General features: G+C 41.6%; 19 protein-coding genes. 2 read left to right on the top strand and 17 right to left on the bottom strand.

Going from position 1 to position 22,876, the window contains the following annotated elements; translation table 11 throughout:
* Nucleotides 1-12: 12 nt before the first annotated feature.
* Together ACIY19_RS04215 and ACIY19_RS04210 are read right to left on the bottom strand one after the other, a co-directional pair.
* Nucleotides 13-489: a PTS system mannose/fructose/N-acetylgalactosamine-transporter subunit IIB gene (locus ACIY19_RS04215; RefSeq protein WP_000156968.1), complete on the bottom strand. Its 477-nt coding sequence runs from the start codon at nucleotides 487-489 to the stop codon at nucleotides 13-15.
* Nucleotides 486-2,273 carry a glycoside hydrolase family 35 protein gene (locus ACIY19_RS04210; protein WP_409002771.1) on the bottom strand — a complete coding sequence of 596 codons (1,788 nt, stop codon included), beginning with the start codon at nucleotides 2,271-2,273 and terminating at the stop codon, nucleotides 486-488. Before ACIY19_RS04210 ends, ACIY19_RS04215 begins: the two co-directional genes overlap by 4 nt.
* A 321-nt stretch (nucleotides 2,274-2,594) precedes the next feature.
* Here ACIY19_RS04210 and ACIY19_RS04205 point away from each other — a divergent pair, with 321 nt between their 5' ends.
* Both ACIY19_RS04205 and strH read left to right on the top strand, forming a co-directional pair.
* Nucleotides 2,595-3,311, top strand: coding sequence for a GntR family transcriptional regulator (locus ACIY19_RS04205; RefSeq protein ID WP_001007181.1), 717 nt, complete (start codon nucleotides 2,595-2,597; stop codon nucleotides 3,309-3,311).
* 303 nt (nucleotides 3,312-3,614) lie between these two features.
* Entirely contained in the window at nucleotides 3,615-7,340 is a 3,726-nt protein-coding gene (strH, locus tag ACIY19_RS04200; protein ID WP_409002770.1) for an LPXTG-anchored beta-N-acetylhexosaminidase StrH, read from the top strand.
* Between the two features lie 59 nt (nucleotides 7,341-7,399).
* Here strH and purB read toward each other — a convergent pair whose 3' ends face one another.
* From purB to purF, 15 genes are all read right to left on the bottom strand, one after another.
* Entirely contained in the window at nucleotides 7,400-8,698 is a 1,299-nt protein-coding gene (purB, locus tag ACIY19_RS04195; RefSeq protein ID WP_000610729.1) for an adenylosuccinate lyase, read from the bottom strand.
* 12 nt (nucleotides 8,699-8,710) lie between these two features.
* Entirely contained in the window at nucleotides 8,711-9,556 is an 846-nt protein-coding gene (locus ACIY19_RS04190) for a hypothetical protein (RefSeq protein ID WP_216732910.1), read from the bottom strand.
* Between the two features lie 89 nt (nucleotides 9,557-9,645).
* A complete protein-coding gene (locus ACIY19_RS04185) occupies nucleotides 9,646-10,929 on the bottom strand; it encodes a hypothetical protein (protein ID WP_409002769.1) in 1,284 nt (427 codons plus the stop codon).
* Between the two features lie 15 nt (nucleotides 10,930-10,944).
* Nucleotides 10,945-12,036: a 5-(carboxyamino)imidazole ribonucleotide synthase gene (purK, locus tag ACIY19_RS04180; protein WP_409002768.1), complete on the bottom strand. Its 1,092-nt coding sequence runs from the start codon at nucleotides 12,034-12,036 to the stop codon at nucleotides 10,945-10,947.
* Nucleotides 12,023-12,514 carry a 5-(carboxyamino)imidazole ribonucleotide mutase gene (gene purE / locus ACIY19_RS04175; protein WP_409002767.1) on the bottom strand — a complete coding sequence of 164 codons (492 nt, stop codon included), beginning with the start codon at nucleotides 12,512-12,514 and terminating at the stop codon, nucleotides 12,023-12,025. Before purE ends, purK begins: the two co-directional genes overlap by 14 nt.
* A 31-nt stretch (nucleotides 12,515-12,545) precedes the next feature.
* Nucleotides 12,546-12,662 (bottom strand): phosphoribosylaminoimidazole carboxylase, encoded by a 117-nt coding sequence (locus ACIY19_RS04170; protein ID WP_409002766.1) that lies wholly within the window; start codon nucleotides 12,660-12,662, stop codon nucleotides 12,546-12,548.
* Between the two features lie 263 nt (nucleotides 12,663-12,925).
* Nucleotides 12,926-14,191 (bottom strand): phosphoribosylamine--glycine ligase, encoded by a 1,266-nt coding sequence (gene purD, locus ACIY19_RS04165; protein WP_409002765.1) that lies wholly within the window; start codon nucleotides 14,189-14,191, stop codon nucleotides 12,926-12,928.
* Nucleotides 14,192-14,999: 808 nt separating this feature from the next.
* Entirely contained in the window at nucleotides 15,000-16,364 is a 1,365-nt protein-coding gene (locus tag ACIY19_RS04160; RefSeq protein ID WP_409002764.1) for a hypothetical protein, read from the bottom strand.
* Nucleotides 16,358-16,855, bottom strand: a complete 498-nt coding sequence (locus ACIY19_RS04155) for an ImmA/IrrE family metallo-endopeptidase (protein ID WP_409002763.1) — start codon at nucleotides 16,853-16,855, stop codon at nucleotides 16,358-16,360. The genes ACIY19_RS04160 and ACIY19_RS04155 overlap by 7 nt, the downstream gene beginning before the upstream one ends.
* A gap of 11 nt (nucleotides 16,856-16,866) precedes the next feature.
* Nucleotides 16,867-17,268, bottom strand: a complete 402-nt coding sequence (locus tag ACIY19_RS04150) for a Pycsar system effector family protein (RefSeq protein ID WP_409002762.1) — start codon at nucleotides 17,266-17,268, stop codon at nucleotides 16,867-16,869.
* Between the two features lie 271 nt (nucleotides 17,269-17,539).
* Nucleotides 17,540-19,087 (bottom strand): bifunctional phosphoribosylaminoimidazolecarboxamide formyltransferase/IMP cyclohydrolase, encoded by a 1,548-nt coding sequence (purH, locus tag ACIY19_RS04145; protein WP_409002761.1) that lies wholly within the window; start codon nucleotides 19,085-19,087, stop codon nucleotides 17,540-17,542.
* A 1-nt stretch (nucleotide 19,088) separates the two neighbouring features.
* Entirely contained in the window at nucleotides 19,089-19,553 is a 465-nt protein-coding gene (locus tag ACIY19_RS04140) for a GNAT family N-acetyltransferase (RefSeq protein WP_049478093.1), read from the bottom strand.
* Between the two features lie 44 nt (nucleotides 19,554-19,597).
* Entirely contained in the window at nucleotides 19,598-20,149 is a 552-nt protein-coding gene (gene purN / locus ACIY19_RS04135) for a phosphoribosylglycinamide formyltransferase (protein WP_409002760.1), read from the bottom strand.
* Nucleotides 20,146-21,168: a phosphoribosylformylglycinamidine cyclo-ligase gene (gene purM, locus ACIY19_RS04130; protein WP_409002759.1), complete on the bottom strand. Its 1,023-nt coding sequence runs from the start codon at nucleotides 21,166-21,168 to the stop codon at nucleotides 20,146-20,148. The genes purN and purM overlap by 4 nt, the downstream gene beginning before the upstream one ends.
* A 214-nt stretch (nucleotides 21,169-21,382) precedes the next feature.
* On the bottom strand, nucleotides 21,383-22,825 hold the full coding sequence (gene purF, locus ACIY19_RS04125) for an amidophosphoribosyltransferase (RefSeq protein WP_409002758.1): 1,443 nt from the start codon (nucleotides 22,823-22,825) through the stop codon (nucleotides 21,383-21,385).
* Nucleotides 22,826-22,876 lie beyond the last annotated feature (51 nt).

Here is a 22,876-nt window from a genome sequence, read left to right as displayed (position 1 = left end):
AAAAATTTTTTCCTATTTTAATAAACTCAAAAAGTCTGATACGGGATCGTTTGGAACCATTTGAGCAGTGAGTTTCACACCTTTTTCTGCCAGTTTGTGGAAGTCTTCCACATCCTTATCTACCACGTTGATAGAACGTGTGATAGAGCGAGTTTCTGGTGTTTGAGACATATTGCCGACATTGAGTGTTTCAAGCGGAACGCCTGCTTCAACCAAACCAAGGAAACGGTCTGGTTTACGTGCAACGATAAAAAGACGTTGGCTATCGTATTTACCAGCAAGGATATTTGCTGCTGCTTTCTCAACTGGCAAGATACTGAGTTTCACACCTGGTGGTGTCGCAAGTTTCAAACCACTCTTTTCAATATCGTTGTTAACGACTTCATCGTCTACAACCATAATGCGTGAAACATTTAGTTTTCCAGCCCAAAGATTGGCTACTTGACCGTGGATCAAACGTCCATCGATACGGCATCCTACAATTGTCATAAGTTTTCCCCCTTTATGTGTTTTAGTGTAGGTTTACGAGTTAAATGAATCTCTTCTTTATATTCGCCCTCAGTTTCAAAGATGATGATGCGGTTAGCACCTTCCTTGAGATAGCTATGAGGGATATAAAGTGAGAGGGTCGGGCCGACGTTCCAGAAACGCCCTAGGTGACGCCCGTTGACAAAGGCAACTCCCTTACCAAACTCAGACAAGTCTAAGTAGGTATCCTTCGGCTCTTCGACCGTAAAGTCGAAAGCGTAAAAGGCTGGTTGTCCTTCTGTCCATCCTTTTGAAAAATCAATCTTCTCAGGATTATCCAGTGGCAGTGGATATTGTTTCCAATTCAGTAAGAAATGTAGATCCTTGCAGACACCTGTTCGAATTCCTTTACGTTGCGTATCTGCCAAGAACTTATGACCGTAGTTGACACGCCCCATATTTTCGATCAAGATGTCAATCTCTGAAAAGCCTTCTCGGTTGCCCTGACAGTAGATGTCTTCACCAATCTCTGTCTGGTATTGAGTAGCAATCCATTGACCATCTACATAGAGTTGAGCTCGGTCACGTCCATCGATGATACGGAGACGTTCCTCTTCTGCATCCCAACTTGCCTCAGTGCGGTAGAGAAGGTAGCCATAACTTTGACCAAGTTCTTCCATCGCTTTTGGATAGAGGCTTTCAGTAGGACTAGAGAGATTATCCAGGGTTTCAAACAAGGAAACTTTTTCGACCAATGGAATGGACCCTATCTCCATGCTTTCCTTATAGAGTGGTTCCAACTGTGGATACTCTGGGAAGTGGGTTGCCATCATCTTCTTGACTGCTAAGTATTTAGCAGTTGGATTTCCTTCTTCATCGAGAAGGGCATCATAGTCGTATGATGTGACTTGTGGCAAATCCAGAGTTCCTCGAGCCGAGCAACCATTCATGAAACCAAAGTTTGTTCCACCATGGAACATGTAAAGGTTGATAGAGCCTTGCTCCAATACCTCTCGAACAGCTTCTGCCAATTCTTTAGGGTCCCGTGTGATGATGGGTTCTTTCCAACGGTTGAACCAACCATCCCAGAATTCCATACACATGAGGGGCCATTTCTTGCCATGCTCATCAAAGAATTCCTGCATCTGTGAAAAGTTGTACGGAGCTTTAGAACCGAAGTTTCCTGTCACAAAGAGGTCGTCTTCGATCAAGGTTCCGGCTTTCAGAGTAGCCCTCCATGGGCCATCTGAAGTAAAGAGTGGGCAATCAATCCCTCGGTCTTCCATCAATTTTCGAATTGCTCGTAGATAAGACTTATCTTCTCCATAAGAGCCATATTCATTTTCGACTTGCATCATAAGAATGTTTCCGCCGTTATCCAACAAGCGAGGCACAAGCCTTGGCAATAATTGGTCATAATAGCGAGCAACAGCCTCGATGTATGCCGGGTCGGACGAGCGAATTCGCATGTCCTTGGTCAAGAGCCAAGCCGGCAAGCCACCAAATTCCCATTCTGCACAGATAAATGGAGACGGGCGTACAATGGCATAGAGACCCAAATCTTGTGCAATTTGAAGAAATCTCTCCAAATTTCTGGCACCTTCAAAATCAAACTCCCCTTCAACAGGTTCGTGTAAATTCCAAGCCACATAGGTCTCGACTGTATTAAAGCCAAGCGCCTTTAAGTTATAGAGAGAATGATACCAATCCTCTGCTGGAATCCTAAAATAATGAATGGCGCCGGACAAAATCTTGAACGGTTTTCCGTCTAAATAGAAATCGTCCTCAATTTTAAATCTGGTCATGTTATTACCTCTGACGAATTAAGTTTGCGCTTTCATTTATTATAATATTAACTATAATCAAATCTTTTGCATTTGTCAATAGGTTTTAGAAAATTATTTAAAATTTTTCTATTTTTTTACTTACCGTTTACCGAAATTATCTAAAAATAGCATGAAAACGATCTTTTTATGTATGATAATTCACAAGAACATCAAATGAATTTTTTTACATGTAAAATAACATTTTTAGTCTATTATTTTAATTTTTTGACCTTAATACTACTCTTTTCTTTATATTTGTCGTAAAATCAAAATTGGAGAAAGAGAATCGAGGTGAAATTTATGGCTATTCCTAAATACCAATATATTAAAGATGAATTAAAAAACAAAATCATCTCTGGTCAATTTGCAAGTGGAGATAAATTTTATACAGAAGCCGAATTGATCGCGATGTACGATGTGAGTTCAATCACAGTTGTTCGTGCCTTAAATGACCTTGCTAAAGACGGCTACATTGTCCGCCAACAAGGTAAAGGTACTTTCGTCTCACGTGCCCGCAAGCACAAACTCGTTGAGTTTTCAGATGTCGAAATCTTTGAAACAAAAGACGATAAAGTTACTGTCCTTTCTATCGAGCGCGGAAACAAACTTGAATATTTAGATAAACTTGGACTACGTGGAGATCAATTCTACTATAAGATTGAACGTATTCGTCAGACAAACGATGTGACATACATCTACCACACATCTTATATTCCTGAGCAATACATCAATGCCAACTATCCAAATCTTGATTATTATAGCTCTATCTATACACGTTTCAAATTGGATTACCGCATTCACATGAGTGATGAACATTTTGAGGAAATCAACGAAATCGCATTCCCAACACCAGAGCATGCTGCTTCTGTACTCGGAATCGATACACAATTCCCAACTGTCTTCCAAACGAAGACTACAAAACTTGAGGCCACTGGCCAAGTCCTTGCCTATAGTGAAACTTATAAGCGAGCAGACTACTACAAAATCAAATTCATCTCATGTAACCGAGGTCATTAAGAAAAAGCCTGAGCCTAGCTTAGGCTTTTTCTATATTCATTATAGCACGAGAAAAAAGTTGTGAAAACGCTATAAAGGACTCTTATTTAATTAGTAGCATTTTTACTAAAAACAAGGTAAATTTTCGTTTGGTTTTTCTTCTGTTTTATCCCCTTATTAGCAAATTTCTCCTAAATCTTATGATTTCCTCTATTTATTATAGTTCTTATATAAACTCACTTGACATTTTACTCCTTAGATAATAAAATAAAATTGGTTTTATGTAAACGCTATCATATATGATAATAACAAGGAGGTTTTGTCATGAAACTAGAAAAGAAACAGCGCTTCTCCATCCGTAAATACGCGGTTGGGGCAGCTTCTGTACTTATAGGATTTGCTTTTAGCGCACAAGTCGTATCTGCCGACGGGATTACTCCAGCTCCAACATCTGAAGAAACTGTCCAAACGATTCAGGAGAGTCCACAAGCAACCGAAGAAGCTGTAGACTCCAAGGTTCCAGAAAAACTGGAAGAAAAGGCTGACAAACCTGTAAAAGAGGAGGTCAAAGAAGACAAGGAGGCTCCTCGAACAGTTGCTCCAAAAACGGAAGAAACAACTGCACCAGCTGTAACAGAAAATGCTAGTCCTACCCCGACTACTGAGAAAGAAAGTCCTGCTCCAACTGAAGTTCCTGCAGAAAACTCTCCTTCAGAAAAGAAAAATGAAGCAGCCACACCTGCAGCAACTACTCCTAACACTGAACGAGCACCTCAGGTAAATGAAAAACTGGCTAAAAGAAAAATGATCTCAATTGATGCTGGACGCAAGTACTTCTCTCCAGACCAACTAAAAGAAATCATCGACAAAGCCAAACACTACGGCTACACGGATCTTCATTTACTAGTTGGAAACGATGGCATGCGTTTCATGTTGGACGACATGACCATCACAGCCAATGGCAAAACCTATGCAAGTGACGATGTCAAACGTGCACTCGAAAACGGAACTGATGCCTACTACAAGGATCCAAACGGCAACCATTTGACAGAAAGTCAGATGACGGACTTGATCAACTACGCTAAAAACAAAGGTATTGGTCTCATCCCAACTGTAAATAGCCCTGGTCACATGGATGCGATTTTGCATGCTATGAAAGAACTAGGCATTCAAAAACCGAACTTCAACTACTTGGGAAAAGAATCTGCTCGTACTGTTGACCTTGATAACAAAGAAGCGGTTGAATTCACAAAAGCTTTAATCGACAAATATGCAGCTTACTTCGCTGGCAAATCTGACATCTTCAACATCGGGCTAGACGAGTATGCTAACGATGCGACAAACGCTAAAGGTTGGACTGTCCTTCAAACACAAGGAAAATATAGTAAATTCATCACTTACGCTAATGACCTTGCTCGCATCGTCAAATCTCACGGCCTTAAGCCAATGGCTTTCAACGATGGCATTTACTACAATAGTGATACTGGTTCTGGTACTTTTGACAAAGACATTATCGTTTCTATGTGGACTGGTGGATGGGGCGGATACGACGTCGCTTCTTCTAAACTTTTAGTTGAAAAAGGTCACCAAATCCTTAATACCAACGATGCTTGGTACTATGTTCTCGGACGAAATGCCGACGGCCAAGGCTGGTACAACCTCGACCAAGGACTCAATGGTATCAAGAACACTCCAATCACTTCTGTACCAAAATCTGATGGGGCCACTATCCCGTTCATCGGGGGTATGGTAGCTGCTTGGGCGGATACCCCATCTGCACGCTATTCACCATCACGCCTCTTCAAACTCATGCGTAGCTTCGCAAATGCCAATGCTGAATACTTCGCAGCTGACTATGAGTCTGCTGAGCAAGCTCTGAAAGAAGTACCAACAGACCTTAACCGCTATACTGCAGAAAGTGTCGCAGCTGTAAAAGAAGCTGAAAAAGCCATTCGCTCACTTGATAGCAACCTCAGCCGTGCCCAACAAGACACCATTGATCAAGCAATCGCAAAACTCCAAGAAGCTGTAAGCAATTTGATCTTCACACCAGAAGCTCAAAAAGAAGAAGACGCGAAACGCGAAGTTGAAAAACTTGCCAAGAACAAGGTAATCTCCATCGATGCCGGACGTAAGTACTTCACACTTGACCAACTCAAACGCATCGTAGACAAGGCGAGCGAGCTCGGCTACTCTGATGTGCATCTTCTCCTAGGAAATGATGGACTTCGCTTCCTCCTTGATGACATGACCATCACAGCTAACGGAAAAACTTATGCAAGTGATGATGTCAAAAAAGCCATCATCGAAGGAACAAAAGCTTACTACGATGATCCAAACGGAACCACTCTTAGTCAAGCTGAAATCACTGAATTGATCGAATACGCAAAATCAAAAGGTCTCGGACTCATCCCAGCGATCAACAGCCCTGGTCACATGGATGCCATGCTCGTCGCTATGGAAAAACTTGGAATCAAGAATCCTCAAGCCAACTTTGACAAGGTCTCCAAAACAACCATGGACCTTGAAAACGAAGAGGCCATGAACTTTGTCAAAGCCCTCATCGGCAAGTACATGGACTTCTTTGCAGGCAAGACTAAGATCTTTAACTACGGTACAGACGAATATGCCAATGATGCCACCAACGCCCAAGGCTGGTACTACCTCAAATGGTATGGACTCTATGGCAAGTTTGCTGAGTACTCTAACACCCTTGCTGCCATGGCCAAAGAAAGAGGCCTTCAACCAATGGCCTTCAACGATGGTTTCTACTACGAAGACAAGGATGATGTTGAGTTTGACAAGGATGTCATCATCTCTTACTGGTCTAAGGGATGGTGGGGCTATAACCTTGCATCTCCTCAGTACCTGGCAAGCAAAGGCTATAAACTCCTCAACACCAACGGAGACTGGTACTACGTGCTAGGTAATCACAAACCAGACGAAGCCTACCCACTATCAAAAGCACTTGAAAACTCTGGCAAAGTACCATTTAACCAGCTTGCATCTACCAAGTATCCAGAAGTAGACCTTCCAACCGTCGGAAGCATGCTTGCTATCTGGGCAGACAAACCAAGTGCTGAGTACAAGGAAGAAGAAATCTTTGAACTCATGACTGCCTTTGCAGACCATAACAAAGACTACTTCCGCGCTAACTACAATGCACTCCGTGAGGAACTTGCTCAAATCCCTGCAAACTTGGAAGGATACAGCAAAGAAAGTCTCGATGCTCTAAATGCAGCTAAAGAGGCTCTCAACTACAACCTCAACCGCAGCAAACAAGCTGAGTTAGACGCTCTCGTAGCCAAACTCAAAGCAGCCCGCCTAGGCCTCAAACCAGCGGCAACTCACTCAGGAAGCCTCGATGAAAACGAACTAGCTGCCAATGTTGAAACCAAACCGGAACTCATCACAAGAGCAGAAAAGATTCCATTTGAAGTTATCAAGAAGGAAAATCCGAATCTCCCAGCTGGTCAGGAAAAGATCATCACACCAGGTGTAGAGGGCGAACGCACTCACTACATCTCTGTCCTTTCTGAAAATGGTAAACAAACAGAAACCGTTCTAGATAGCCAAGTAACCAAAGAACCTGTGACCCAAGTGGTTGAAATCGGTGCCCCTATCACGCACAAAGGGGATGAACACGGTCTTGCTCCAGCCGCAGAGGCAAAACCAAGACTGGACATCCAAGAGGAAGAGATTCCGTTCACTACCGTAACACGTGAAAATCCGCAATTACCACTAGGACAAACGCAAATCGTCGTTGCTGGAGCAAATGGTCGTCGTACGATTTTCTACTCTGTCAGCACTACTGCTGACGGCAAGGAAGAAAGAACACTTGTCAATAGTGCGGTATCGCAGGAAGCGGTCGCTCAGGTTGTCGAAGTCGGAACTGCCGTTGAGAAAGCTGAGCAAGCTGAAGCAACTACTAGCAAAGCAGATGAAAAACAACTCCCTGCAACAGGAAGTCAAGACTCTGCAGGCTTGGTCGTAGCAGGACTCATGACCACACTAGCAGCTTACGGGCTTACTAAGAAAAAAGAAGATTAACACCCTTCGATAAGCATATAAAAAAGCGAGATTGAATCTCGCTTTTTTTATTATTATGATTAGTCACCCAAACCGATACGTTCAAAGATATCATCCACTCGTTTAGTGTAGTATGCAGGGTTGAAGATCTCGTCGATTTCCTCTTGAGTCAGGCGTGAAGTCACCTCTGGATCTGCTTCGAGAAGCGGTTTAAAGTCTACTTGGTTGTCCCAAGAGTAAGCCGTTTTCGGTTGAACAAGGTCGTAAGCTTGCTCACGGGTCATGCCTTTTTCAATCAAGGTCAACATAGCACGTTGGCTAAAGATCAGACCAAAGGTTGAGTTCATGTTGCGTATCATGTTTTCTGGGAAGACCGTCAAGTTCTTGACGATATTTCCAAAACGGTTGAGCATGTAGTCGATCAAAATAGTCGTATCTGGTGTGATGATGCGCTCAGCTGACGAGTGAGAGATATCACGTTCGTGCCAGAGGGCTACGTTCTCATAGGCTGTTACCATGTGACCACGGATAACACGCGCAAGACCTGTCATGTTTTCAGAACCAATCGGGTTGCGTTTGTGAGGCATAGCAGATGAACCTTTTTGACCTTTGGCAAAGAACTCTTCCACCTCACGTTGTTCTGATTTTTGCAGACCACGGATTTCCGTTGCCATACGCTCGATAGAAGTCGCGATGCTGGCAAGAACTGCAAAGTACTCAGCGTGAAGGTCACGAGGAAGCACTTGTGTAGAGATTTCTTGGGCACGGATACCCAACTTGTCGCAGACGTATTGCTCTACAAATGGTGGGATGTTAGCAAAGTTCCCAACCGCACCAGAAATCTTACCAGCTTCCACACCAGCAGCCGCATGCTCGAAACGCTCGATATTGCGCTTCATTTCGCTGTACCAAGTCGCCAATTTAAGACCAAAAGTTGTCGGCTCAGCGTGCACACCGTGGGTACGACCCATCATGATTGTGAACTTGTGTTCTTTCGCTTTATCAGCGATGATGTTGGTGAAGTTTTCAAGGTCACGACGGATGATGTCGTTGGCTTGTTTGTAGAGGTAACCGTAGGCCGTATCCACCACGTCAGTAGAAGTCAAACCATAGTGGACCCACTTGCGCTCTTCACCAAGAGTCTCAGAAACCGCGCGCGTGAAAGCAACCACATCGTGGCGAGTCTCCTGCTCAATCTCCAAAATACGGTCGATGTCAAAGTCCGCCTTCTCGCGAATCAAAGCCACATCTTCCTTAGGGATTTCCCCCAACTCAGCCCATGCCTCATCAGCCAAGATTTCCACCTCAAGCCAAGCACGGTATTTATTTTCTTCACTCCAAATGTTCGCCATCTCAGGGCGAGAGTAACGGTTGATCATTGTTGTTTCTCCTTAATCTCTTGGTGTATATAAGTCTTTATAGAACTTATCGTTAAATGATTCAAATTTTTTAGTTTTGCTATTTAGCTTTCCTCTAAAATAAATAATTTTAAAGCCAGTCTCAATTACTTCCACAATATTTCTTGTTCCAGCACGTTCCTTAAGTTTGTTGAGGTTTGTGTATACTTTAGGATACTGTGAATTAATAAATTCAATTTGAAGTATCTCTTCATTAAAGTTTGCAACAGATACTTCTGCCATACCAAAAAATATCCTATTTTTATCTTTTACTAAATTAGAATTTGTTACATCAACAAAATAATCATTCAGTGATATTAACTTCCCATCAACTCTTATTTGAGGTTTATCGTGATCAATATCTTGATCATTAAACAATTCGACAAAAGTTGCAAGTGATGAAAGTTGTCTATCTTGTGACTGACTTGAATTTCTCTTTTCCCCAAAAATTGCATTAATCGTCTTATCAACAGTAGAGCCTTCGTTTTTCATACTGTTGTTCGTTTTAGCTTTACTTACTGATTTTTTTACAGATATTACCCCACTTTGCAATATGGTCTGTCTGCCTTTAGAAACTTCTTTCTTAACTTGCTCCTGTATTTCTTGTGGTGTGATACATGTACATCCCTCAACATGAGGTTCATCATTATGAGATGGGCGAAAAAAGAATCTCTTGCCACCCTGTTTCTCCCAGTTTGTACACGTTAACGGAATGTTACAATCTTTATCTAAGCATCTAAATGCCTTATCAGATTTCAAACTTTTTGTAAGTGAATACTCACTTGCTTTTTTCGCATCTAATTCACGATTAAATTCTAGACTATATGCACTCTCAACCATTCTTCGCCCCCTTCTTATATTTCCTTTACCAAAATAATAAGTCCTGAATTAAATTATTCAATAAAATGTTGGTGTAACTCCATCTGTAATTAATTCATTTTACGAAATGTATAGATTATTTCTAGTATATAAAAAATTAGAGAAAAGTTGACAATACACAACTTAGCAAAGTCTATAATAGAATATTTTTCAATTCTAACTCTACCACCGTATTTATCCTCAAAAATAATTTCTTGATTATCAACATCCACATGATAGCTATAATGTTGTATTGCATTTCTAATTTTATTATTAAGGCTACTCACTGGTTTGCTAAACCGTTCCGAAAGGTTCAAATAAGATTGTTCTGAATTGTTTTGATTAATTTTCTGAAACTTATTGGTGATTTTTTCAAGATCATTTGAATATGTTTTCCCATTGTAACATTCGTTGTAGCTATTTCTCTCAAAAATATTATTAAGTGCTATAACGAGATTAATATTGTCAAGAATCCACTCATAACTTGAGGCATAAAAATCATTTAATTCTTTATAGTTTGCCACAGAAATTCCATCTTCGTCCTGATTTAAACCTTCATAATTTCCAACATTCATCAAGGTAACCACAGGAATCAAGATATGATAAATTTTAGCGAAAGCTGTGATTTTATCAAAAGCGATTTTCTCAATCATATCAAAATTACTTGCAATATGATTGCTATATTTAAGTAACTCGTCTCTGTGTTGCTCTGAACTATAAATACGATTGCTTAATTCTGTATATTCCGATAGAGAGTTTTCTCCAAGAATAAATTTTATACCAGAGGTAGTCAAAAATAACTGATGTAAGGCCATGGTGGCATCCGAAATGTTCTTCACTTCCGTTATTGGTGTTAATCCTTTATAATCACTTAATAACACGTTTAATTCCGGATATAAATATTTATCTTGTCGATTCCAATATAGATTATATAAACGTCTAAAATTATCTAGCTTTCCGTCCCTGATAAAATCTGCAAATTTTCTCGTATTATAAAATTTTTGAATATCAGTTAAATCATCTTTTTTACCCATTCTAGCCATTTGAGCCATAAATGGAGATAGTCCATCAAATGGACTTTTTCTTAAATGCAATTTTCGAGTTGGAAATTCTGCAGAAATTTCTAAACACCATATAGGAAAATCCGTTAATTTATCATAGTTAGGAACATCTTTATCAAGAATTTGTGCATTTGTTAAAGATATACCGAACGGTTCAAATTCAACTCTACCAGTAATTTCCGTTTTACACTCTGGACACTTTAAAGCAAAATCAACAGGGAAATTCCCCATCTGAATTCTTAAGTTAACACAATTCTTACAAGTAGAACACAAAATGAATTCATTGTTAGTCATGTTTATAATTCTTTCCTAAAAATCAATCCCTTTCCCAAACTCAACCACACTATCCGACACATCACTAAACAAAGTCACATGTCCCATTTTGCGGTTGTGCTTTGCTTCTATTTTACCATACATGTGGAGATGGGCGCTTGGATTTTCTGTGACATATTTTTCAGCAGCCTCGACGTGCTGGCCGAGAATATTGAGCATAACAGCAGGCGCATGGAGTTTGATAGCTGGCAATGGTGCTCCGAGAACGCCGAGAATATGGGTATCAAACTGAGAAAAGTCGCAGGCTTCGATTGAGTAGTGCCCTGAGTTGTGTGGGCGTGGCGCAATTTCATTGACAATGATGTCATCAGCGGTCGCAAACATTTCCACGCAGAGCGTTCCAGACAGATTAAGCTGTTCTGCGATTCGCACTGCCATGGCTTTGGCTTTTTCAGCCAGACTAGCCGAAATGCGGGCTGGCACGATGGTCTTGGACAGGATATTGTTGCGATGGATATTTTCCTGAACCGGAAAAACTGTCACGTCCTTGCCATTACCAGACACGATGACAGAAATCTCAAGGTCAAAGTTAACGAATTCTTCTAAGACGCAGTCTGCTGAGTCGGCTAGTGCACGAGCTTCTTCCAAGTCTGCTTCCGAGCGAATGACTTTTTGTCCATGCCCATCGTAACCACCAGTCGCAGTCTTGAGGACATAATTTTTCGATAGGTCGATATCAGCCAAGTCTTGGCTTGAAGTCACAACCTTGTAGGGTGCCACAGTGACTTGAGCCTTATTTGAAAGAAAGTCCTTTTCAAAAATGCGATTTTGAGAGATGCGGAGTAGGTCTGTCCCTTGAGGGAGCTGACCATCCTTGATGACAGCATCCAAACCGTCAGCATCTACATTTTCAAACTCATAGGTGAGGACATCGCAACGCTCAGCCAACTGACGCAGGGCGTCCACATCGTTATAAGGAGCCACGATGATCTCCGCCACGCGAGAGGCCGGGCAATCCGCCACAGGATCCAGCGCGATAACCTTGTGCCCCATGTAGATAGCAGAAATGGCCATCATCTGACCCAGCTGACCACCACCGATAATTCCGATTGTTTTAGATGAGCTCATTTGTAGACTCCTCTGCGATTTTCCCTTGTTCTTCTGCAAAATCTGCCAATGCTGTCGCGATAGCCTGATCTTCTATTGAGAGGAGACGGAGGGCAAAGAGGGCCGCATTGGTCGCTCCTGCTTCACCGATAGCCATAGTCGCAACAGGCACGCCACCCGGCATCTGTACGATAGAGTAGAGCGAGTCCACGCCACTAAGGGCACGTGATTTAACTGGTACACCAATGACAGGAAGTGTTGTTTTAGCTGCGACCATTCCTGGCAAATGGGCTGCGCCACCTGCACCTGCGATAATGACCTTGATGCCACGGCTACGAGCTTCTTCGGCATGTCTGAACATGAGGTCTGGTGTGCGGTGGGCAGAAACAACTTTCTTTTCGTAGGCTACACCGAAGCGGTCGAGGACTTCGGCGGTTTTTTGCATGGTTGCCCAGTCGGATTTTGAGCCCATGATAATGGAAATTACTGGTTTAGTCATAATATTCCTTTTCTTTCCTTTCTTTTTTCAATCACCTTAAGTTGTGAGGGACGGCAGCAGCCACCAAAGGTGTCTCATGCCTAAATCGGAAGCCCAAGGTCTTCCGATTTCCCTGAACGATTGGATTATAATCCAATCGTTCTTTCACAACGGCGGTGATTGCTCTATATCAGCTCGCTAATGCTCGCAAATCATACGACCATTAACGTATTTTGTGAATTTTTATTTTTCTTTTTAATAATCGTCTAATGTAGTGCGGACGTAAGCGAACGCTTGTGGCGTTCCATTACTAAAACTGGAGCCTAGGTCTCCAGTTTTCCGCTCCTAGTAGCAAAGCTACTAGGAGTTCCACCACTGCGACCATTATCTTACTTTGGCTCGCTTTCGCTCGCCATGACAAATGAGTATCTGTTAATCTTTTATGGCCTTGCTTCCGATATCTGTTCGATAAAAGAGGCCTTCTGTTTTTTGTTGGGAGAGCTGGCTGTAGATGGTGTTTTGGCCGTCTTTGACGGTGTCTGCTGTGGTGACGAGCATATAGACACGTCCACCGTTTGATAGCAGTGCTCTGCTATTTTCCGCAAACTTAGCCCCTGCATAGTAGGTGATGATATCACCCTCTGTCTTAGCTGGCAATTCAACACCTTTTTCATAGTCAAGCGGGTAACCGTTTGATGCGACAACCACACCCAGCGTCACACCCTTGTCCGTCCAAGTGATGTCTGGCTCCTTGCCATTGAGAATATCCGTGATATTTTGTGCAAAGTCAGATGTCAGACGGGGCAAGATAATTTGCGTTTCAGGATCTCCGAAGCGAGCGTTAAACTCGATAACCTTAGGTCCATCAGCTGTCAAGATAAGCCCTGCGTAAAGAACTCCCAGATAAGGACGCCCTTCTTGAATCATGCCCTCAAGGACTGGCTTGACAATAGTCTCAACCGCTGTGGCAACCACACTTTCTGGCAAGTGAGGAACTGGCGCATAAGCTCCCATACCTCCCGTGTTAGGGCCCTTGTCGCCATCATAGGCACGTTTGTGGTCCTGAGCTGTTGGCATGATGTAGAACTTGTCGCCATTTACAAAGGCAAAGAGTGAAAATTCCTCACCTTCAAGGAATTCCTCAATAACCACACGCGCACCTGAGTCCCCGAATTTATTGTCCAAAAGCATCTCGTGAACGGCTTCGACTGCTTGCTCGACTGTCTCAGCAACGACAACACCTTTCCCGAGCGCCAAGCCATCCGCCTTGACAACGATTGGAGCGCCTTTTTCTTCGATGTAGGCCTTGGCTTCCTCAAAGTCTGAGAATGTGCCATAGGCTGCTGTCGGAACGCCGTATTTGACCATGATTTCCTTAGCAAAATCTTTGGACCACTCCAGCTCCGCCGCCAATCTTGTCGGACCAAAAGCCTTGAGACCAGCTGCATTGAACTCATCCACAATCCCAGCTGCAAGGGCGTCATCTGGCCCGATAAAGGTCCAAGCAATATCGTTGGCTTTTGCAAACTCAATCAATTTAGAATGTTCGGAAATAGAGATGTCCACCAATTCCAGACCATCCAGAGTCATACCGTCATTCCCAGGAGCTACAAAGACTTTTTCAACGTCTTTTGACTCCAGCAACTTCTTAGCAATGGCATGTTCACGACCACCCGATCCGACAACTAACAGCTTCATCTTATAACCTCTTTTGCGAATTATTTACTAATATTATATCATAAACGTTCGTTTTAATCTTGTTTTGCTCCGTGTTTTTACGCAAAAAAGGAAAGAAACTGTTTTCTAGCTCAGATCGAAAAAACCATCATTTAAGTGCTTGTCTTTTATATCTTCAGCACTACTATCCTAAAAAGAGACTGAAACCTTAGTCGAGTCAATCAAGCCTTACCCCCATATAATAGATAGAATATGATAAAAATTTCCTCTATCTGTACCTTATCTTGAAAACAACGGATATAATTCTTACTAGAGGTAGTAAAATGTGGAAGCCTATCTTTCAAACTCAAACCTAGAAACTAGTGATAGGTGGGATTGATATCAGTGCTCTTGATGTTTTGCTCCTAGAACGGAGTCCGAGAAACATTAGCAGAACGAGTTTATCAAGTATATAAAAGTCAATTTGATTGCGGTTATTTGCTGGATTTTCTTTGTAAAACATAGGAGACACATCGCAACTTTTCTTACATCTATTATACGACTTACACAAAAAAAGCCTAAGTAGCTATAGGGTATTTACCAACTACAAAAACTTTAGAGCCAAAAAAGACAGTCATTAGGACTGCCTCTTAGTTGATACCATACAAAACAAAATAAGTGTATCAATATATATATGTTGATATTTTGATAGCCATCTCAATTATTTCTAATTTATTAATAAAAAAATTCTATAATATTAGTGAAACCCTTTTCTGATCACCTAATATTTTTAAAACAATTAAACGCCTCTAAATAAAGGTACAATAGTTTTGTACTACGTAGATTCAATTCAATTATGAAATTCCTGCAACAATTCTCTAGCTTTCCTAATGTTTGACACACTACCCTCAAATAATTTATTATCCTGGTCAGTTTTCCCTATAACTTCATCTACATCTCTCCATTCGATTTTAGAATATCCACTAACACTTAAATCAGCAACTTCTATATCTTTGGTTAGTTTAGCGCAGAAAATCAAACCATTTATTAGATTTCCACCTGAATTCGTATAAGTAAAAATTGACAATGGTACGGGGTGATTACTATTATCCTTTAATATATCATAATCAGCAGTTCCCAGCACTTTTTCATAATAATTATTGAGACCAACTTCCAATTCTTGATTAGATTTCAAATGAACACAACCAAAATCATACTTATCTGAATTATTTTTACCATCTCCACGTTTATAAAAAAGAATCTTTTTTAAATCATTAGAAAAATGCATAAGTACCACATGAAATGCTAGTGGCGATGTAGGAATTTTTTTTATTGTCTGACTTTCCTTTATAATATTTAAAAATTCATCTAATACTTTATCTCTTCCCAATTCAGCAAAAACTCGAGGCACAAACTCCTCTATCTTATCAGTTTTAAACTCCTTAATTACTTCATCGTATTCAAAAACACTATTTTCCCAGTTATCCCTATAAAAAATTACTGGATAAGGTCTACTGTACCAAATTCCCTTTAAAGTTTTAGTTTCGCTAATTTTATATTCTGACTTATCTATGCTTAAACCTTTAGCTAGATGTTCTTCTTGTTCAACTTTGATAATTAAATATACCAACTCAGCACTCACCACAAGCTGATTCTTCTGAGTTTCTGATCTCAATCTAAATCCTAAGTCAATTCCAGCCCCCAGAAAGTCTATTATTTTATAATTTCCTTCAGAATCACTTTCATATAAATTTTGTTTTTGCTCTATGATGTAACTTTGAAAATGCTCATCTCTCTCTTCCCCTAAAGACTTAATGTTATCTATCCACATTGTTCCTTTTAAAGATAATAACATCTTACTATGGGGATACTCTTCAAAAAAGCTATCACGAACTGTGTTCATGATAGTGAAAACTTTCTTGGGTAATTCATGTATATTTTCTAAATCTTCTTGAACCAATCTTTTATAAAAAACAACTTCATCACCTATACTTTTCCAATGTACAAATTCCGACTTATTTAGCTCAGTTAATGAATCTTCATAAAATTTTTTCGTGATTTGATACCAATCATTAGAGATTGTTTTATATTGTGTAGATCCTACTATATCAAAAGATACAAAAACATATATACCTTCTACACTTATATGTTTTTTGCTTTCGCTACCTTTTTCTACATTCGTATCTTTTAGAAAACTAGTTGTCGTATTTACCATGAAAATACTCCTAAAAATTTTCCCCGTGTTTTTACAGCGCTTATTGAAACCCTAAAATAATCTGAAACAGCATCAAGATCACAAAGCCCCTCTTCATCAAGATTATTATACACACATTCAATAAACTCTGCTTTTGGCATCAATAAATTTGCAGCAAAATCATTAGCCTCGTATTCCGCTTCACCAGTTCCTTCCCTAAAAAGTTCTTTCTGCTCACCAAGATGTTCTAAAAACAAATGACCCAACTCATGTGCAATTGTAAATCTATCTCTATACCCCTTTGGATTATCAATATCAAGCTCTTTATTTTTGATTTGAATTAGGTACCCCTCTTCTTTATCAAATTTAATTGAACCATCTTTTGAGATATCGGAATCATATTCTATCTCTATATCACTAAAATAGGAAATAATTTTATTTAAATCAATAGGAATAGTGAGTCCAATATGGCTAATCAGTCTATCAGTTAATTGCGTTACATCTCTACCCATATGAATATACCTCAACAATATGTACCAATAAACACAAGTATTATAGATAAAACATAAATTATTATTGAATATCTTAAAAAACACATTTTCCTTTTTGAAACTTGGGCTACTTCTCGTATTTGTTTCTTATAATGTTCATACTTTATAGAATCAGTATAGTCATATCCCTTATCCGTCCAACTCATAAAGTATAAAGGATTCGAAGATTTGTTAATTGTAGGAAGCAATGCTCCAATAATTAATATTATTGACACTAGAACTCCAATCAATCCCAATATTAGAAAAAGGAAATTTTTTTCGTGCCCCTCATTAAGCTTTAGAAGAAAATATATCAATCCTGTCTCAAACGTTAGAAAGACAGCCAACTTTGCCTCTATAAACTTTAGCCAACCAGAGGTGTCATCATAACTCATCACTGTTTCTCCTTTTATTCTATAAATATTACAATTATATCAAAAAAAAATAAACTTTATCAATCAATATTGATATGACCAAATTTTGTAATTTAGCAAAAAAAGAGAGTGGGACAAAAGTCTAACCTTAAATATAAAAAGCGAACAAAATCAGTTATCTGACACTCAGAATTCTGTCTTGTTCGTTTTTTGTCTAATCTATCAATTTTAAAAATTTATAATAAAGAATTCCTAAAATCAAAATCTTTTTGTCCCAGCCTCTTTTGTTTTTTTAATGTCTAAAATGTCTCACACCTGTGAAGACCATGGTCAAGCCGTATTTGTCCGCCGCTTCGATGGATTCTTGGTCACGTACTGAGCCACCTGGCTGGATGATGGCCTTAATACCTGCTTTGGCGATTTCTTCCACGTTATCCGCGAATGGGAAGAAGGCATCTGAAGCAAGCACAGCGCCGTCAAGGCGGTCTTTAGCTTGGTCAATAGCGATACGGACTGAAGCCACACGGTTGGTTTGACCTGGGCCAACGCCAAGTGTCATGTGGTCATTGGTCACGATGATCCCGTTTGATTTCACATACTTGATAGCCTTCCAAGCAAATTCAAGAGCAGTCGCTTCTGTCTCGGTTGGCTGGCGCTTGGTCACCACTTGCCAGTCAGCTGGACTTTCCTTGACCACGTCTTGGTTTTGCACGAGCAGTCCACCAACCACGCCTGTGTATTCTGCTTCCACTTCGCTGGCATCTTGAGCGTCGAATGGCAAGGCAAGGATGCGCAAGTTTTTCTTTTTGTTGGTCAAAATGGCTAGCGCTTCATCCGTATAGCTCGGTGCAATGATGATTTCAAGGAAAACGCCGTGCATCTTCTCAGCTGTCGCAGCATCCATCTCACGGTTAAGGACGACAATTCCACCAAAGATAGACACTGGGTCAGACTCATAAGCATAATCCCAAGCAGTCTCAATGTCGTCAGCTTGACCAATTCCACATGGGTTCATGTGTTTCAAAGCCACAACGGTTGGACGGTCTTTGAAATCACGGATGATACGAATCGCCGCATCAGCGTCACGGATGTTATTGAAGGACAATTCCTTCCCGTTAAGCTGTTTCGCTGATGCAATTGAATAGTCCGTTGGCAAAGCTTTTTGATAGAAATCGGCATCCTGTTGAGGATTTTCCCCATAGCGCATAGCTTGCTTGAGGTCATAGGTCAAAGTGAGTTTTTCTGGTTTTGCTTCGCCCACTTGAGCTGTGAAGTATTCTGCAATCAAGGCATCGTAAGCCGCTGTGTGACGGAAAACTTTAGCCGCCAAACGTTGGCGAGTTTCGTAAGTCGTTTCACCATTTGCTGCCAATTCGTCAAGAACAACAGCATAGTCAGCAGGGTCTACAACAACGGTCACGCTAGCGTGGTTTTTAGCTGCTGAACGAAGCATAGATGGCCCACCGATATCGATGTTCTCAACCGCATCAGCGTACGTCACGTCTGGTTTAAGAATGGTTTCCTTGAATGGGTAAAGGTTGACCACAACAAGGTCGATCAATTCGATATTATTATCCTTAGCTGCTTCCAAGTGACTATCCAAGTCACGACGAGCTAAGAGCCCACCGTGAATATTTGGGTGGAGGGTCTTCACACGACCATCCATCATTTCTGGGAAACCAGTCACATCGTCAATGGCAATGGTATCTAACCCAGCATTGTCAAGGGCAACTTTGGTACCACCTGTTGAGATGATATCCCAACCGAGTTTTTTGAGTTCTTGGGCAAATTCAACAATGCCTGCTTTATCTGAGACGCTGATTAAGGCCTTTTTCGTCATTCTATTCCTCTTTCTTTAGATCCAAGCGCATAGCGACTTCGTTATTTTCTTCTATAAATTCTGTTTCCTGAAAACCCAGACTAGTCAACAGGTACTTCATTTTTTCATTTCCAACCACATAATCTGCGGTAATATGACTGCAAGCTCTATCCATCTGAGCCTCTTTGATTAGAACTTCCAAGGCTTTTCGACCATAACCTCTTCCTTGGTACTGCTGACCAATCATTATCCGCCAGATAAAGCATTCCGCTTCATCCTTGTCTATTTCCAGCAGGAGAAAGCCAACCACTTGCTTATCCCAATAGATTGCCATCGGAAACACATCTTCGTTTTTCCGGTAGAGCCATGCATCAGCTAAAGAGCGTACATTTGGAGCCACGAAACGTGCTCGTTCATCAGCTTCAGATATTTTCAAATCCAGCACTGCCTGAAAACTGCTCTCATCTACTAATTTCAGTTCAATCATTTTTTCTCCTAGTAAGATTGCGCAATCAAAACTTGATTTACTTCTTACCTTCTCTCCACTCCCAAGCTATCTAGTACCTCTGGATACAACTTATACTCTGCCTCATGAATGCGAGCTTCAAAGCTTTCGATGGTATCATCAGCTAGCCGTGGCACACGCACTTGTTTGATGATCTTTCCTGTATCCACACCGGAGTCCACCCAGTGAATGGTCACACCAGAAAGGTCTACACCAGCATTCCAAGCGTCCTCAATCCCATGAGCTCCTGGAAATTCTGGCAAGTAGGCTGGATGGATATTGATGATTCGACCTTCATAAGCCACCAATAAGGTCGGCCCAACGATTTTCATGTAGCCAGCGAGGCAAACCAAGTCAATCTGGTGTTCTTCCAAGAGTTCGACAAGAGCTGCTTCGTAGTCCGCCTTGTTCTCAAACTCCTTGAGTTCAAAAGCATAGGACAGAACGCCAAGCTTGTCTGCACGCTCGAGCACATAGGCGTCACGATGGTCTGAAAAAACAAACTCCACCGGAAATTCTTCGGCAATCACCTGAAAATTTGAGCCATTACCAGAGGCAAAAACCGCTATTTTTTTCATTTGATGATGACACTTTCGTTTTCTTTCTTGACGATGCGACCAATTTCATAGACTGGTTCATCCAGCAATTCCTTGACACGACCTACATTTTCAGGGCTAACTGCCAGCATGAGTCCCACACCCATATTGAAGATTTCAAACATTTCTTCGTGCTTGATTTCACCGTATTTTTCAAGGGCTTTGAAAATCGGAAGCACTGGAACCTTGCTTTCCTCAATCTCTGCAGCTAGATCATCTGCAAACATGCGAGGGACATTTTCGATAAATCCACCACCTGTGATGTGGGCAATGCCGTTGACCAACCCTTCCTTGATGAGTGGCAAGACAGCCTTGACATAGATACGAGTTGGCTCAAGAAGGACTTCCTTGAGTTTCTTGCCTTCCAACTCAGGCAAGACTTCTTCACCTGTGTAATCCGCAAAAACACGACGGACGAGAGAGTAACCATTTGAGTGGATCCCACTTGAAGCAAGTCCAAGAAGAACATCACCTTCTGCCACCTTTGAACCGTCAATGATTTGAGATTTTTCTGCCACGCCAACCGCAAAACCAGCCAAGTCGTAGTCATCTTCGCCGTACATACCAGGCATTTCAGCCGTTTCACCACCGATGAGGGCAGCACCAGCCTGTACACAACCTTCTGCCACACCAGCAACCACTTGTTCTAGTTTAGCTGGTTCATTCTTCCCTGTCGCCACATAGTCGAGGAAATAGAGGGGTTCCGCACCTGCAGCGATGATATCGTTGACACACATGGCTACACAGTCCTGCCCAATCGTGTCATGCTTGTCGTACTTGATAGCCAGCATGAGCTTGGTTCCGACACCGTCAGTCCCTGAGATCAAGACAGGCTCTTTTACCCCTGTCTTTGAAAGGTCAAACATGCCACCAAAGCCACCAAGAGCTCCCATGACACCTGCACGCTCCGTACGAGCTACGTGCTTTTTGATCCGCTCAACAACTTCATAACCTGCTTCAACATCTACACCCGACTGGGCATAAGCATTTTTATTTGTCATTTTATTTTTCCTTTTCTTTGAGAAGATTGCGACGTATTTTTAGATAAACAATTATTTTATCTAAAAATACTAGTCAGGGCTCTAGCTTTGGTCCCATAAGACAAAGCGTCTACTGACAAATGCTTTAGCTTTTAGTCAGTAGCGAGACGTGGAGCATAAGCATTTTTATTTGTCATCTTCTCTTCCTTTCCTTTCATGGAGAGTCTTTATCCGTCTATTTGTAAAAGCTGGTCTTGTCCCCCAAGCTTCTACGATATTCTTCCTCATAGTCGTAGAGAGGAGTTGGGTAGTCCCCGTCAAAGTAAGCGACGCAAAGCCCACCATTTGGCGCATCTGTTTCAATCCCGATGGATTCAATCAAGCCATCAATAGAAAGATAGGTCAGGCTATCTGCACCAATGATTTGACAAGTCTCTTCAACCGTATGATTGGCCGCAATCAACTCCTGACGCGTCTGGATATCAATCCCGTAGAAGCATGGATAAGCTAGCGCTGGACTGCCAATAGCAACGTGAACCTCAGACGCACCTGCTTCTTTCAAAAGCTGAACAATACGGCGAGAAGTGGTACCACGGACAATGGAGTCATCTACCATAACCACACGTTTGCCTTTCACGACACCAGAAACGGCCGATAGCTTCATCCGCACCCCTTGCTCTCGCAATTCTTGAGTCGGTTGGATAAAGGTGCGTTGCGTGTATTGGTTTTTGATCAGACCCATTTCATTTGGCAGACCAGATTCTTCTGCAAATCCCATGGCTGCACTTAGGGAAGAATTGGGCACACCGACCACGATATCCGCCTCATGCTTAAATTCACGCGCTAATTGGGCACCCATACGTTTCCGTGCAGTATGGACATTGATCCCATGGATGTTAGAGTCAGGGCGGGCAAAGTAGATATACTCCATAGAACAAATCGCCAACTGGGTATCATTCGTATAACTATCGTACTGGATACCATTGTCATCGATAATGACAATTTCCCCTGGCTTCACATCACGAATCCACTCTGCTCTGATGACTTCAAAAGCACAGGTTTCAGAAGAAACGACCACCGCTCCGTTTGCCATTTTTCCGATAGAAAGAGGACGGAAGCCATTAGGATCAAGCGCAGCAATCAACTTGTCCTCAAACAGCAGGATATAAGCAAATCCACCTTTGACAAGGCTGAGCGCCTCCTTGATTTTGCCCATCAAGTTCGGATTATGACTCCGGCGAATGAGGTGAGCCAAGATTTCCGAGTCCGAAGTTGAACTGAAAATAGCTCCTCTTTGTTCCAATTCTTTCTTGAGCGATTCGGCATTGGTCAAGTTTCCGTTGTGAGCCAATCCAAACTGCATATCATGAAAGCGAAAGAGGAAGGGCTGGATATTATCTACAGAAGCTTCGCCAGCAGTCGCATAGCGAACATGCCCAATCGCGCTCGCTCCAGTCAGTTTATCCAAATTAGCTGGATTTCTGAACACTTCTGATAAAAGTCCCACATCGCGATGGCGCTTCAAGTTCCCCTGGTCATTGGAGAGGATTCCTGCCCCCTCCTGACCACGGTGCTGAAGACTGTGGAGTCCAAAATAGGTCAATTGGGCAGCATCTGGATGGCCCCAGATACCAAAAACACCACATTCTTCATTAAGAGATTTTACTTCGTATGTCATTTTTTATACCTAATTTTTATTTATGTATCATTCCTTTAGTAGAGCTGAATG

This window comes from Streptococcus sp. ST14 (assembly GCF_046098195.1).
In the GTDB taxonomy this organism is placed as follows: Bacteria; Bacillota; Bacilli; order Lactobacillales; family Streptococcaceae; genus Streptococcus.
The sequence above is the reverse complement of the archived record's forward strand: the minus strand, read 5'-3'. Positions and strand labels throughout refer to the sequence as shown.